The 12,159-nt window shown below is 56.0% G+C and carries 15 protein-coding genes; 12 read left to right on the top strand and 3 right to left on the bottom strand.

From position 1 onward, the window contains the following. Nucleotides 1-150 precede the first annotated feature (150 nt). From MARHY_RS13745 to MARHY_RS13730, 4 genes are all read left to right on the top strand, one after another. The gene (locus MARHY_RS13745; protein WP_041654935.1) at nucleotides 151-1,743 is read left to right on the top strand and encodes a parallel beta-helix domain-containing protein; all 1,593 of its coding nucleotides are present in this window, start codon (nucleotides 151-153) and stop codon (nucleotides 1,741-1,743) included. Nucleotides 1,744-1,840: 97 nt separating this feature from the next. Next, entirely contained in the window at nucleotides 1,841-3,115 is a 1,275-nt protein-coding gene (locus tag MARHY_RS13740; protein ID WP_041655593.1) for an SO2930 family diheme c-type cytochrome, read from the top strand. Between the two features lie 125 nt (nucleotides 3,116-3,240). Then, on the top strand, nucleotides 3,241-3,402 hold the full coding sequence (locus tag MARHY_RS18860; RefSeq protein ID WP_022992820.1) for a PFL_1563 family small protein: 162 nt from the start codon (nucleotides 3,241-3,243) through the stop codon (nucleotides 3,400-3,402). Nucleotides 3,403-3,555: 153 nt separating this feature from the next. Beyond that, on the top strand, nucleotides 3,556-4,716 hold the full coding sequence (locus tag MARHY_RS13730) for an AI-2E family transporter (protein ID WP_014422323.1): 1,161 nt from the start codon (nucleotides 3,556-3,558) through the stop codon (nucleotides 4,714-4,716). A gap of 19 nt (nucleotides 4,717-4,735) precedes the next feature. Here the strand turns inward: MARHY_RS13730 and MARHY_RS13725 are convergent, their stop codons facing one another. Together MARHY_RS13725 and MARHY_RS13720 are read right to left on the bottom strand one after the other, a co-directional pair. Continuing rightward, a complete protein-coding gene (locus tag MARHY_RS13725) occupies nucleotides 4,736-5,188 on the bottom strand; it encodes an MgtC/SapB family protein (protein ID WP_011786395.1) in 453 nt (150 codons plus the stop codon). A gap of 77 nt (nucleotides 5,189-5,265) precedes the next feature. After that, nucleotides 5,266-5,778, bottom strand: a complete 513-nt coding sequence (locus MARHY_RS13720) for a pyridoxamine 5'-phosphate oxidase family protein (protein ID WP_223268785.1) — start codon at nucleotides 5,776-5,778, stop codon at nucleotides 5,266-5,268. A 188-nt stretch (nucleotides 5,779-5,966) separates the two neighbouring features. Between MARHY_RS13720 and pdxR the strand changes: the two genes are divergently transcribed. The 4 genes from pdxR (at nucleotide 5,967) to MARHY_RS13700 (ending at nucleotide 9,204) form a co-directional block, all read left to right on the top strand. Next, the gene (pdxR, locus tag MARHY_RS13715; RefSeq protein ID WP_041655591.1) at nucleotides 5,967-7,394 is read left to right on the top strand and encodes a MocR-like pyridoxine biosynthesis transcription factor PdxR; all 1,428 of its coding nucleotides are present in this window, start codon (nucleotides 5,967-5,969) and stop codon (nucleotides 7,392-7,394) included. A 51-nt stretch (nucleotides 7,395-7,445) separates the two neighbouring features. After that, on the top strand, nucleotides 7,446-7,901 hold the full coding sequence (locus MARHY_RS13710) for a DUF4112 domain-containing protein (protein ID WP_022992816.1): 456 nt from the start codon (nucleotides 7,446-7,448) through the stop codon (nucleotides 7,899-7,901). 26 nt (nucleotides 7,902-7,927) lie between these two features. Further along, nucleotides 7,928-8,665, top strand: a complete 738-nt coding sequence (locus MARHY_RS13705; protein ID WP_014422319.1) for a ZIP family metal transporter — start codon at nucleotides 7,928-7,930, stop codon at nucleotides 8,663-8,665. An 83-nt stretch (nucleotides 8,666-8,748) separates the two neighbouring features. Further along, on the top strand, nucleotides 8,749-9,204 hold the full coding sequence (locus MARHY_RS13700) for a GatB/YqeY domain-containing protein (protein WP_011786390.1): 456 nt from the start codon (nucleotides 8,749-8,751) through the stop codon (nucleotides 9,202-9,204). Between the two features lie 24 nt (nucleotides 9,205-9,228). Here MARHY_RS13700 and MARHY_RS13695 read toward each other — a convergent pair whose 3' ends face one another. Beyond that, nucleotides 9,229-9,897, bottom strand: coding sequence for a glutathione S-transferase (locus MARHY_RS13695; RefSeq protein ID WP_014422318.1), 669 nt, complete (start codon nucleotides 9,895-9,897; stop codon nucleotides 9,229-9,231). Between the two features lie 159 nt (nucleotides 9,898-10,056). On the opposite strand from MARHY_RS13695, the gene MARHY_RS13690 reads away from it, so the two are divergent. The 4 genes from MARHY_RS13690 (at nucleotide 10,057) to MARHY_RS13675 (ending at nucleotide 12,155) form a co-directional block, all read left to right on the top strand. Further along, on the top strand, nucleotides 10,057-10,638 hold the full coding sequence (locus MARHY_RS13690) for a DJ-1/PfpI family protein (protein ID WP_014422317.1): 582 nt from the start codon (nucleotides 10,057-10,059) through the stop codon (nucleotides 10,636-10,638). Between the two features lie 54 nt (nucleotides 10,639-10,692). Further along, the gene (locus MARHY_RS13685) at nucleotides 10,693-11,025 is read left to right on the top strand and encodes a ribbon-helix-helix domain-containing protein (RefSeq protein ID WP_011786387.1); all 333 of its coding nucleotides are present in this window, start codon (nucleotides 10,693-10,695) and stop codon (nucleotides 11,023-11,025) included. Between the two features lie 68 nt (nucleotides 11,026-11,093). Beyond that, nucleotides 11,094-11,732, top strand: coding sequence for an SDR family oxidoreductase (locus MARHY_RS13680; protein ID WP_014422316.1), 639 nt, complete (start codon nucleotides 11,094-11,096; stop codon nucleotides 11,730-11,732). A gap of 36 nt (nucleotides 11,733-11,768) precedes the next feature. Beyond that, nucleotides 11,769-12,155 carry a DUF2750 domain-containing protein gene (locus tag MARHY_RS13675; protein WP_041654930.1) on the top strand — a complete coding sequence of 129 codons (387 nt, stop codon included), beginning with the start codon at nucleotides 11,769-11,771 and terminating at the stop codon, nucleotides 12,153-12,155. The last annotated feature ends 4 nt before the right edge of the window (nucleotides 12,156-12,159 follow it).

The raw sequence follows: 12,159 nt of genomic DNA, 5'->3' as shown, positions 1-12,159 counted from the left end.
TCACAAGCCTTTGAAGAATTTGCACAGGCCTTGTGCTTTTCTGCATATCGGTTGTTCTCGCGTACCGGTTTGACCTTGCTTAATGTCAATTTGCACGCCGCCCCTCAGGGGAGCGCTTCAATAAAAACAACACGGTCAGCCGAGGATACGATGCGCCAGTCTCATACGTTCAAAAAACTACTCCTTATTACCGCCATGTCCGGGGGGCTTTTGCTTGCCGGCTGTGACGGCGACGATGGCAAAGACGGCAAGGATGGTGCCGACGGGCAGTCAGCCGGTGGCGAAGCCAGTTCTCCGCTCGCAGTTACCACGTCCGGGTTTGCGATCCCGGGTGATGCGATCCTGGTGGCTCCCGACGCCGTTGATGGGGATGACATTACGGAAGCCTTGTCGGTCGCCCTTTTTGATCTGCCTGAAGATGCTCTTGTGGTGTTGCCAAAAGGACGATTTGTGGTGACCGAAAGCATCGTTGTGAACAGCGCAAGCGGGTTAACACTGACCGGGCATGGTATTCACGAAACTGTTCTCGATTTCAGCACTTCCAATGGTGATGACGCCTTTCGTTTCCAGGGCGGGAATGGCATTACCGTGCGTGATATGGCGGTGTACGAGGCACCCAAGAACGGCATCAAGGCCACCAACGTCAATGGCATTCACATGACGTACACCGCCACCGTATGGGAGGGCGAGCTTGAGGCTAACAATGGTGCCTATGGCTTGTATCCGCTCAAGAGTCAGAACGTGTTGCTGGAGAACAACTATGCCTTCGGATCGGCGGATGCCGGAATCTATGTTGGTCAGTCTGAGAACATTGTTGTTCGCAATAACACGGCCAAGCAAAACGTGGCTGGTATCGAAATTGAGAATTCCACCATGGCTGACGTCTACAACAACATCGCGGTGGGCAATTCCGGCGGTATTCTGGTGTTTGATTTGCCGGGGCTGGATAAAGCCTATGGCGGTAACGTCCGGATTTTCAATAATCACGCCTACAGCAACAACGCAGCCAATGTCGGGGCCGGCGTGGTCGGGCTGGTGCCGCCTGGTACTGGCGCTCTGATCCTCGCCACCAGCGATGTGGAGATGTACAACAATCAGCTTACGGACAACGCTACAACGGCCGTCGCCATTACCAGCTACTTGCTGGTGAATGATGATCTGGCCAACTACCCCGCCAACTACGGTGCCACCATGGGTGACGGCTGGAGCCCAACCCTCAAAAACGTGTACCTGCACAACAATACCATTGCCCGTAACGGCGATGACCCACAGGGAGCCTTGCTGCAACCCATCATTGATGGCTACGGCTCCAATATGAACAGCAAGGGCTCGCCCCAGACCTTCCCGGCTATCCTCTACGACGGTATTGGGGAACTGCTCTCCAACACCGGTGATTTGGCGGGATTCAATGCACTGGTTGGTCCGGACGCTCAGGCGGATGGCGTGAACTATGATCCGTATGGTGCTGGCGACCAGATCTGCGCCAACAGCAATATCAACGCTAACCCGGCCCCGGCCTACGATGAGGTCAACACCGGCCTGGTATACCCCGACGACCCTGCTGATGTGACGCAGGTGGATGGTGACGGTAACCCGTTGCCGCATCTGTTGATTGATCAGATGGTCAACAATACCTACCTGAGTTGTGTCCAGCCGAGACTGGCACCTGCCGTGGTGAATTTCCGCAACAACATCTACGGCTGTACCGGTGATGACCTGGCAGAAGCGGCTTGCGCGCTCTAAGCGCAACGCCGGATTCATGATTGCCCGCATCCATCAAGACAGGAAGGGGCCGCCAGAACAGCCTGGCGGCCCCTTCCGTGGCAAGAGAGCATTTCAGATGAGAAACAATAAGAACCCAATGATCGCGGCGCTGATGGCGTCAATGTTGATGGCCGCCTGTGGTGGCGGCGGCTCGTCTTCAGACGATGGCGACAGCCCCGCCAGTACCGCCCTGAATGCAGGCGCCGGTGCACCGTCCGGTGCAAAGGGGAGTTGCGATGCGCAAACCCGAGGTGTGAACTGGGATGCGCTGATGACCGAAGTGTGCCCGAATCTTTCCGACTACAAACTGTTTACCGATGCCAGTGACCCGACAGCGGGACCAACCCGGGGCGGGGTGCCCTACGATCTTTCTACGGCGTTATTCTCGGACTACACCACCAAGTATCGGTTTGTGTTTGTGCCTGAGGGCAAAACCGTCAGCTTTGACGAATCTGAAGCTCTGGATTTCCCGGTCGGCACTGTGATTACCAAAACCTTTGCCTTACCGGCCAACACCGCGATGCGAGATGGCGACGAACTGGTGATCGAGACCCGGTTGCTGATCCACCGGACCGACGGCTGGATGGCGTTGCCTTATTATTGGTCATCAGAGACCGATGCCACCCTGGCCATTGCGGGTAAGCGGCTGACGGATCTGTCCACCATCAACAATCAGGGGCAGACGCTGACGTTCGATTATGCGGTGCCCAAAGCCGCGGACTGTACGTCTTGCCATTCCATCGTTCCGAACCTGACGGGCCCGGACGATCAACGAGAGCAGATTTTCCTGCCCATTGGTCCCAAGGCCCGCTATCTGAACAAGGACTTCACCTATCCGGATGGCACGGTATACAACCAGCTTCAGTACTGGGCGGAAGGCGAGTTACTGTCTGGATTACCCTCGGATTTCAACAGCGTAGAGAAAGCTGCGGTATTCAATGATGAGACGAATGTGGCGTCGCTCAGTGACAGCGAGCTGAATGACAAGGCCCGAGCCTATCTGGACATCAACTGTGCTCATTGCCACCGTGCTGATCTTACCTTGCCTGAGGGCTACGCCGGTGCGGCGGGCAGCAGCGGTGTTCAGCTCGAGTACAATCGCCGTTATGCGGATGCACCTGGCAAATTTGGTGTCTGTAAAGATCCGGTAGCGGGGGGGAAAGACGGCTATCCCTATGACGTTATCCCTGGCAATGCCGATGAATCGTATCTGCAGTTCCGCATCGAAACCACGGATAGCCGACACAAGATGCCTGAGCTTGGCCGGAGTACGGTTCACCAGGAGGGAGCTCTTCTGATTCGTAGCTGGATCAATCAGTTGCCTCTGGCGAGTTGCTCCCCGGTGCCTTAGAAACATGGTGGAGCATGAGCGCCGGGGGACTGGTATTGCACACTCCCCCGGCAATTATTTCCTGTTTCAGATACACTGTCGCTTTGATATTGGCGAACAGGCCGATATCCAATCGGGGAAATCTCATGAGCAAGAAAGTCGTCAAAGTTGTTTTAACGTCTGCAGAGATTGAAGAGCAGACGGCTGCCTTTTTAAAGTCCGGTGGGCGCGTTGAGTATGTGGCTAAAGGTAAAAGTTCGCAGTTGACCTCGGCTGGCCCGAAGCAGATTAATCTGAAGAGTAATTAAGAGATTTTCAAACAAGGTAGCTTCGGCTGCCTTTTTGTTTATGTGCCACTCATATCAGTCGAACCACGTCATAAAATATCGTAACCACTAGCCGACAGCAGGCAAGCTACACTCTTCTGAATCATGGATCTGATATGAGGCATAGCTGCGGTTATGAGTCACAACGAGGAAAGCCCGGGTGTCGGGTCGGGTTCGGGTGAACAGGACTCAACCACGGCCCTGATTGAAGCCATCAATATCCGCAGCATGTCGTTGATTGTGCTGACCAGCATCGCCTCCCTGTATTTTATCGACTGGGCCCAGCCTGTTCTGCTGCCACTTGTGGTCGCAGTTTTGATCAGTTACGCCCTGGATCCGCTGGTGGCGACACTGGATCGGATTCACATACCCCGTCCATTGGGTGCAGCTCTGGTTCTTTGCGCACTGATAGCGATTCTGGCGGCGGCAAGTGTGCCGCTCAAGCAGGAAGCCATGGCCATGCTGGACAAGATTCCCCAGGCCATCAAGGAGCTTCAGCGTGAAGATGCGTCTGCGTCCGAGGATGAAGAAAGCATCATGGAGAAAGCGCAGATTGCCGCCAAGCAGATTGAGGAAACCGCCGAGAAAAGCCAGGAGGAACCGGCTGTTCAGGCCGGCGTGACACCCGTGCGGCTGGTGGACGAGCCGATGGACGTTCGTGATTACGTGATCCGCAACTCGCCGGCCACATTAGTGCTGATTTCCCAGATGTTTTCTGTGCTTTTACTGGTGTTTTTCCTGCTTTCCGTCGGCAAGCTATACCGGCGCAAGATCGTTAGAATATCCGGTCCGTCGTTCCGGCGTATGCGCAAGGCGGCACGAATTATGAACGAGCTGCATCACCAGGTACGCCGGTTCCTTTTTGTCATGGTCATCAGTGCGCTTTTTGTCGGCATTCTCACCTGGCTGGCATTCCTGCTATTAGGAGTTGAGCAAGCGGCGCTGTGGGGCGTCGTGGCTGGTATTGCCAGTGGTGTGCCGTATCTGGGGCCTTTCCTGGTTCTGGTCGGCTCTGGGGTGGCCGCATTCCTGCAGTTCGGCGAGCTCAATACTGCCGTGATTGTTGCGCTTACATCGCTGGTCATCACCAGTATTCAGGGGAATCTGCTGATGCCGTGGCTGACGAGTTACGTCTCCAGTTTGAATGCCGTCGCCATTTTTATCGGGTTGTTGTTCTGGGGTTGGTTGTGGGGGCCAGTGGGCTTGATTGTGGCTACGCCCATTCTCATGATCGCAAAGTCCGTGTGCGATCATGTGGTGAACTTTCGTCCGGTAGGGGAGTTGTTGGGTAAATGATTCGGGTGTGACCACAGCTTCAATCCTTGATGACTTCTCGCTCGAATCGGCCAAGCACGACCACGATAATCAGTGAAAGCACCGTCACCATGCTGGCAAGGGCCAGGGTGCCAAGGCCGCAGGCTACGCCAATGGCGCCGGATACCCAGATGGAGGCTCCCGTGGTAATGCCCTGAACATTGCCGCGGCTCTGGATGATACTGCCGGCGCCCAGAAAGCCAATGCCGCCAATCACGCCTTCGACAATGCGTGTGGGGTCTATTCGGGCAGAAGGGTCGCCTTCCGCCGTGGCGAGCAAAATGTGCATGCCCATCATGATGAATGCGGATGCCCCCACGGAGACGAGCATGTGCGATCGCAGTCCCGCTGGCTTCCCTCGTAGTTCACGTTCAAGCCCAAGCACCAGTGCCAGGCCAGCCGCCATAAGCAGTCGAATGACCATGTCCATTAAAGGGATTTCGCTTTCCAGCACGGCTCGTCTCCTGGTCTTTCAATTTTGTTTGTATCTGCTCACGCAGATTAGCAGGTGAGGCCGGGATCGTCCTTCTATCAGGTTATTGCCGGCACGGTTCCGTGCCATATTGGCAATCCCATATCCTCGGGATCTTCATTGGGGCCGCCAGTCCGGCTCTTGAATGAGCCTTCTTCAATCGGTATCCGGAACAGAGCGGTTGCCCGGCGCTCCTTCTGGTTCGGTGCCCGTACCTGCTCCCAACGCCCTGGCTCAATCTGGTTGATGATGGCCCGGAATGCGGCGTCGAATTCTGCAGTATCCTCTACGAGCTGGGCGCGGCCGAACAACACCAGAGATTCGTAGTTGGCGCTGTGGTGGTACGCAGACTTGGTCAAAACCCATTCATTGGTGACGGCAAACGAGATGCAAAGGAGTTGGCCCGAGCCGAGGCGTTTTGACAACCGGCCTCCATTAAGGGTGTGAACGTACAGGTGGTCATCCATTCGCCAGGCGGTAATCGGGATGATGCGGGGCTCGCCGTCCTCCACAAAGCCCAGGTGCGCGGTTTTGAGTCGGTCAATCAGCGTGTAGGCAACCTGGCGGTCCACCGACGCTCTTTTGGTGGCCCGCCTCACGGTGCTCCTTGGGCAGGACGTGAGAGGTGAGGCTAGTTGAGTATCTGGCTGATTCATTCGCTGGTCCTCAAGGTTGTAGGTTGGACAGTTGCGTTCTATTTCACGTCACTTCTGATACCCTCAAAAGACCCAGATTGTGTTTTTTTATAGGACCAGTGGTTGTGATTGATGATATTCGGTTTGATGCTGACCAACCTCTGCAACTTCAGCTCTATCGACAGTTGGCTGATCGGATTCTGGCTCAACGCTATCCTCCGGGACACCGGTTGCCGTCCAGTCGCCAGATGGCGGAGGATCTTGGCGTCAGTCGGAACACAGTGAATGCGGTCTACGATCAGTTGAAAGCAGAAGGCTTCCTTCAGAGCCAGGCAGGTAGGGGAGTATTCGTTCACGAGGATATCGGGTCGGCTATCGAACCGGCTGGGAAAAAATTGAAAATACCCTCCGGCGGGAGTTTCCGACTGCCTTCACTGCCAGACAGGGTGCGTGGGACTCCCCGCAGAGCGGAAGATGCCTGCCTGCCATTTCAGCCCGGCCTGCCGGATCTGGACGCCTTTCCCGTCAACGCCTGGAACCGCGTGCTGCACCATCAGGAAAGCCGGCGGGGGCTTCGCGGTTATGACAGCACTCAGGGCTACCTGCCGCTGCGGACGGCCATTGCGAACTACCTCCGAACGTCGCGTGGCGTGCGTTGCCATGCCGATCAGATTGTGATCACCAATGGTGCGCAGCAGGCCTTGTCGTTGCTGGCGGATGTGTTTCTGAGTCCCGGCGATCGTGTCCTATGCGAGAATCCGGGCTATCGAGGTGCCCGCAATGCGTTGGGGCGCCTTGGCAATCCGTTGGTGCCCATTCCCCTGAAAAATCAGGTTCTTGATGTGACCGCGTTGCCACATCTGGGCTCCGCCAGGTTGCTGTTCTGCACCCCCACCCATCAATATCCCATGGGGGGGATTCTGGACCTCTCCCAACGGATGGCCCTGGTGCAGTGGGCTCGGCAGAACGATTGCTGGATAGTGGAAGACGACTATGACAGCGAGTTTCATTTCTTCAACAAGCCGTTTGCGGCGGTGCAGGGTATGTTCGACAATGCGCCGGTACTGTACGTGGGAAGTTTCAGCAAAACGCTGCTGCCGGCATTAAGAGTGGGATATGTCGTTCTTCCGGAGGAAGTAGTGGAGCCGGTGCTCTGGGCCAAACAGGTCAGTGGTGGCGAAACGCCCTTGCTGATTCAGGCCACTATTGCCGAGTTTATGGAGAGTGGCCAGTTTGTTCGGCACGTTCGCCGGACGCGTCAGTTGTATCGGGACAAATGGCAGTACTTCCAGGACGCGGTGCAGAGGAAACTCGGCAATCTGGTGCAACCGGTGGCCGAGAGTGCGGGTATGCATCTGGTGCTTGAAGGCCGGTTTGATGACTCAGCCTTGAGTGGATGGCTGAGGAAACAAGGCTTTGGCAGCACGCCCTTGAGTGCGCACTACATCGGAGAAACCGCATCATCCGGTCTGGTCATGGGGTTTGCCAGTGCCAGTGAGCGGGAAATGGAGGACTGCGTCAGCATCCTAAGAAGCGCGTTAACCCGGATGTAACCGCAGCTTGTAATTGACTCAAAATCCGTCGGAATAGCAAAGGGAAGCAGCATGACAACACCATCCGAGGCGAGACAGCGCGCCATTCTGAATCGTCTTGACCGGTTCAGTCGTCTGATGGACAGCAGCATCGGCCTTCCATTTACCAGGTTCCGGATTGGCATAGAGGCCATCATCGGGCTGTTACCGGTGGTTGGTGATATGGCTGGCCTGATCCTGTCGGGCTATGTGCTGGTAGAAGCGCAACGGGCGGGCGCCAGCAAGGCTGTGAAGTTAAGAATGCTCAGAAATATGGTCATCGATTTTCTGGGTGGCCTGTTGCCGGTGGTGGGAGATGCCTTTGATGCCGTGTATAAGGCGAATACTCGCAATACCAGACTGCTGAGAAACTATCTTGAGAAGGAATTGGCGATTGAACCACCGCCACCGCCGTTCCCCTGGGGAACGCTGATTGGGTTGTCGATTCTGTTTGCCGTGATAACCGGTGGTTTGTCGCTCATTCTTTGAATACCCGAACTGACTATGGATAGAGCATGATGCTGGACGCACTTCAGGCCAATGGCCTTATGCAGATACTACTACTGACATTGATGGCCGGTCTTGCAATGCCTGTGGGCGCAGCACTGGCATCGGTGGAGCGTATTCACCCGCGCTGGCTGGAAACCGAGGTGCGGCACAGTGTGATCGCGTTTGGTGGTGGCGCGCTGCTGGCGGCGGTTGCGCTGGTACTGGTGCCAGAAGGGACGGCTAACCTGCCCATGGTGGGTATCGTTGTCTGTTTTGCCGGAGGCGGTATCAGCTTTATGCTTCTGGATCGATGGCTGGCTGCCAACGGCACGCCGGCGAGTCAGTTGGTGGCCATGCTTTCGGATTTTGTGCCGGAAGCCATGGCCCTCGGCGCCACTTTTTCGGTGTCCAGTGAGGGCGGAATTCTGCTGGCCGGCATCATTGCGTTGCAGAATATTCCGGAGGGCTTTAACTCCTATCGGGAACTGGTGGACGCAACCCATTATCGAGGATTGAAGATTGTGGGTGCCCTGGCGCTGATGGCGTTGCTTGGGCCGGTGGCCGGTGCCCTTGGCTACTTTCTGCTGTCGGATGCCCCGAGTCTGGTATCCGGCATCATGCTGTTTGCGGCAGGGGGTATTCTTTACATCATTTTCCAGGACATAGCGCCTCAGGTACGCCTGAAAAAACACTGGGCGCCACCATTGGGTGCGCTTGCAGGCTTTCTGCTTGGGGTGATGGGAGAGGTTGCCTTATCCGGATAGGGGACGTTCCGGCGTAGTTTGGCTATCATTCTGCCCTTCATGCGTTGTTTACTTTTTTATTATCCCAGAACAGGAGACTAACCGTGGCGGATACATCACTTAAGGAAAAACTTTCCAGCGCAGTCAAGGACGCAATGCGGAGCAAGGACAAAGACCGCCTGGTGACGCTGCGTATGGCTCAGGCTGCGGTGAAGCAGATTGAGGTCGACGAGCGCCGGGAACTCACTGATGACGATGTTCTGAAGGTGCTGGACAAGATGTTGAAACAGCGCCGGGACGCCGCTGCACAATATGATGACGCAGGCCGGGGCGAACTGGCAGACAAAGAGCGCTCGGAGATGGTGATCATCGAGGAGTTTATGCCTGCCGCGCTGTCTGAGGACGATCTGGATGCGCTTATCCGCGAAACCATTAACGCGACGGGAGCCTCCGGTATGCAGGATATGGGAAACGTGATGAATGAACTCAAGCCTCAGGTGCTCGGCCGGGTGGATATGGGGCACCTGAGCAAGAAAGTTCGAGCTGCGCTGGCGGGTTAAGCCAGCGCTGGGACCACGGCCTGGTCAGGCGAAGTCGTAGTCTCCACCTTTCTCCAGTGCTCTCTGGTACGCGGGGCGCGCATGCACCCGCGCTACCCAGGCCTTGATGTTTGGCCTGTCGTTACCAACGATGCCCCTTGCGACGGATGCCTCCAGAGGAAAGCTCATCTGAATATCCGCCGCACTCAGCTGTTCCCCAAGAAACCAGGTGTTTTTGGCCAGTTGTGACTCCACGAAGTCCAGGTGGGTCTTGATCATCGGGCCGATAAAAATCTGGTTGGTTTTGTCCGAAATTCCTTTGGCGATCGGCTTGATAAAGAACGGCATTGGGCTGGTCTTCACCTTTTCAAACACCAGGCGCATGACCAGCGGTGGCATCAGTGAGCCCTCGGCATAGTGCATCCAGTAGGTGTAATCCAGCCACTGTTGGCCTCCGGCTTCGGGCAGCATGGTGTCTTTACCATAAGTGTGCGCCAGATATTCGATGATGGCACCGGATTCGGCAACCACCAGATCTCCGTCGGTGATGATCGGGGACTTTCCGAGGGGGTGCACTTTCTTGAGACTGGCTGGAGCCAGCATGGTTTCAGGGTCGCGCTCATAGCGCTGGATCTCGTAGGGTACGCCCAGTTCTTCCAGCATCCAGAGAATGCGTTGTGAACGTGAATTATTGAGGTGGTGAACTGTGATCATTCGGAAGCTCCGTTCCCGTTTTATAAGTGGTCAGGGTAGTACAGTAGGCTGAAAAAGGCTGATTGGTTCACTCGAAATGTAGTATTCCGCTGTTACCTATCCCTGCTGAAAGTGGCGCATGATGGATATGCATTGTTGATCAAACAGGGAGGAATGAACATGTCGAATAAAAAACTGTTGCTGCTGGCCGGCGATTTCACCGAAGACTACGAGACCATGGTGCCGTTCCAGGCACTGACCATGCTGGGCTACGAAGTACACGCGGTTTGCCCGGAAAAGAAATCCGGCGACAGCGTGAAAACCGCCATCCATGATTTCGAAGGTGACCAGACTTACACCGAAAAGCCGGGTCATAACTTCGCGCTCAATTACGATTTCGATAAGGTTCAGGTTGATGACTATGCTGGGCTGGTGATTCCCGGTGGTCGGGGCCCGGAGTACCTGCGCCTGAATGAGCGGGTGATTGAGATCGTGCAGGCGTTCAACAACGCGGGCAAACCCATTGCGTCGGTTTGTCATGGCGCCCAGATCCTGGCCGCCGCCGGAGTGCTGGAGGGGCGCGAGTGCAGTGCCTATCCTGCCTGTGGGCCCGATGTGAAAATGGCGGGTGGTCGTTACATGGACATTCCGGTCGATCAGGCTCACGTTCAGGGCAACCTGGTGACGGCTCCGGCCTGGCCTGCCCATCCGGCATGGCTGTCAGCGTTTGCTAAACTGCTTGGTGCTGAGATCTCGATCTAGTCTTAACCCGGCAGCCTCCGCTGGAGGCTGCCGTTATCACAGGAGACCGACTTCATGTGTGAACTCTATGTGAAAGCCGACCCGATCCTGTTTGAAAGTCGGTCCCGTTCTCTCCGTATCCGGGGGGTGGTCACAACGCTTCGGCTTGAGAACCAGTTCTGGGATATTCTCCGGGAGATTGCCGAAGTGGACGGCATGACCACCAATCAGCTCATCACCAAACTCCACGAAGAGGTGATGGAACTGAGAGGTGAAGTAGAGAACTTCGCCTCCTTTCTCCGTGTAAGCTGCACACGCTATCTGGCGCAGCGCGAAGCCCGTCCCGTTCCCCTGATAACGGCTCATTCATCGGGTAAGGCCCAGTCCCGGGTCGCGTCGGTCCCTTGAATTATCCGCCGTCCGGGCGCAGCTAGTAGGGTAGGTTCATTTCACACAACAGACAGGGGAGGCACCCCATGCATGTATTCATTGCCGGAGCCAACGGGCAGATCGGGCGTTTTCTATTACAGGAAATCGCGGATAGCAAGCATGAGGCACGAGCACTGGTTCGCCACGCAGACCAGGGGCCGGAGTTGCAGCAGCTTGGTGCCACGGAAACGGTGATTGGCGACCTGGAGCAGGATTGCAGCGAAGCCATGCGGGGCTGTGACGCCGTTATCTTTACTGCCGGGTCCGGCCCCCATACTGGTCCGGACAAGACAGTAGATGTGGATCAGGATGGCGCGATTCGCCTCGTGGATACCGCCAAGGCCATGGGCATCAAACGTTTCATCATGGTCAGCAGTATGCGAGCTGAAGAGCCCGAAAAAGGCCCTGAAAAGCTTCAGCATTACCTGCGTGCCAAGCGTAATGCCGATGAACACCTGAAAAGCAGTGGTCTGAATTACACCATTGTGCGCCCTGGCCGACTTACCAATGACGATGGCAACGGTAAGGTGTCTGTCAGCGAGCGACTGGACGCGTTCGGAGAGATTCCTCGCCAGGACGTTGCCCGGGTTCTGTTGGCTGTGCTGGATTCTGACAATACCGGCAATTGCGTTTTTGATGTAGTGTCTGGAGATGTGCCGGTGCGTGATGCGCTGGCGAACCTGTAAGCCGCATCCGCCGGCATGATCAACAAGAGAGCCGCAATGAGCGATAACCCGTTAGCCTCGATTCTGGAAATGGATGGCGAAGAACGCTACGACTATTTTCTGGACGCTGTGGTGGAAGAGCGCGAGCTCTGGATACTGGTCAATGGCGATAACCAGTTTCTCAAAATTGTCTCGGAGGAAGATGGCGTCGGGTATCTCCCGGTGTGGCCCGCTGAGGACTTTGCAGCAGATTACGCAGGGCCTTCGGGTGACCTGAGCCCCAAAGCGATTTCATTGCCGGACTTCTTCAAAAAGTGGGTGCCCGGGTTAAGCCGTGACGGGCTTGAGGTGGGTGTTTTTCCGGGCGCCGACAGTGAGCTATGGATAACGCAGCCGGAAGAGCTGAAGCAGGATCTTCAGGACGTGTTGTCGGGATCTTTCTGATCCC

The sequence above is a fragment of the Marinobacter nauticus ATCC 49840 genome (assembly GCF_000284615.1).
Taxonomy (GTDB): Bacteria; Pseudomonadota; Gammaproteobacteria; order Pseudomonadales; family Oleiphilaceae; genus Marinobacter; species Marinobacter nauticus.
The sequence above is the reverse complement of the archived record's forward strand: the minus strand, read 5'-3'. Positions and strand labels throughout refer to the sequence as shown.

Coding starts and splice junctions, on each gene's coding strand:
- MARHY_RS13745 (WP_041654935.1), top strand. CDS start 151: ATGCGCCAGTCTCATACGTTCAAAAAACTACTCCTTATTACCGCCATG.
- MARHY_RS13740 (WP_041655593.1), top strand. CDS start 1,841: ATGAGAAACAATAAGAACCCAATGATCGCGGCGCTGATGGCGTCAATG.
- MARHY_RS18860 (WP_022992820.1), top strand. CDS start 3,241: ATGAGCAAGAAAGTCGTCAAAGTTGTTTTAACGTCTGCAGAGATTGAA.
- MARHY_RS13730 (WP_014422323.1), top strand. CDS start 3,556: ATGAGTCACAACGAGGAAAGCCCGGGTGTCGGGTCGGGTTCGGGTGAA.
- MARHY_RS13710 (WP_022992816.1), top strand. CDS start 7,446: ATGACAACACCATCCGAGGCGAGACAGCGCGCCATTCTGAATCGTCTT.
- MARHY_RS13705 (WP_014422319.1), top strand. CDS start 7,928: ATGATGCTGGACGCACTTCAGGCCAATGGCCTTATGCAGATACTACTA.
- MARHY_RS13695 (WP_014422318.1), bottom strand. CDS start 9,897: ATGATCACAGTTCACCACCTCAATAATTCACGTTCACAACGCATTCTC.
- MARHY_RS13690 (WP_014422317.1), top strand. CDS start 10,057: ATGTCGAATAAAAAACTGTTGCTGCTGGCCGGCGATTTCACCGAAGAC.
- MARHY_RS13685 (WP_011786387.1), top strand. CDS start 10,693: ATGTGTGAACTCTATGTGAAAGCCGACCCGATCCTGTTTGAAAGTCGG.
- MARHY_RS13680 (WP_014422316.1), top strand. CDS start 11,094: ATGCATGTATTCATTGCCGGAGCCAACGGGCAGATCGGGCGTTTTCTA.
- MARHY_RS13675 (WP_041654930.1), top strand. CDS start 11,769: ATGAGCGATAACCCGTTAGCCTCGATTCTGGAAATGGATGGCGAAGAA.